Origin of the sequence: Flavobacterium amnicola (genome assembly GCF_004122165.1) — a bacterium.
In the GTDB taxonomy this organism is placed as follows: Bacteria; Bacteroidota; Bacteroidia; order Flavobacteriales; family Flavobacteriaceae; genus Flavobacterium; species Flavobacterium amnicola.
Genome location: NZ_SBKO01000030.1, coordinates 1 through 255 on the forward strand (window position 1 = coordinate 1; position 255 = coordinate 255).

1 protein-coding gene is annotated in these 255 nt (G+C 41.6%); it reads right to left on the reverse strand.

Annotation, left to right across the window (positions count from 1 at the left end; genetic code table 11):
* Positions 1–255, reverse strand: a 255-nt coding sequence (locus tag EQG63_RS12300) for a hypothetical protein (protein ID WP_206733275.1), incomplete at both ends; no start/stop codon positions are given.

Consider the following 255-nt stretch of genomic DNA (forward strand, 5'->3'; position numbering starts at 1 on the left):
TGTTATCACAAATAGTTACACCTCCATCAGTTCCTGCATTAGGTTGTGGATTGATTGTAACAGTAGCTAAACTTGTATCTGTTGTACATGGTGCAATTCCGGTTAAAGTATACAAGAAAGTACTGGTTGTAGCTCCTGCTGCTGGGGTATAAGTTCCAGCTCCTGCATTAAAAGTTCCACCTGTTCCTGTTGGACGAGTCCAAACTCCTCCAGCTTGTTCGCCAGTAATTAAACTAAATAAATCGATGACAGCCA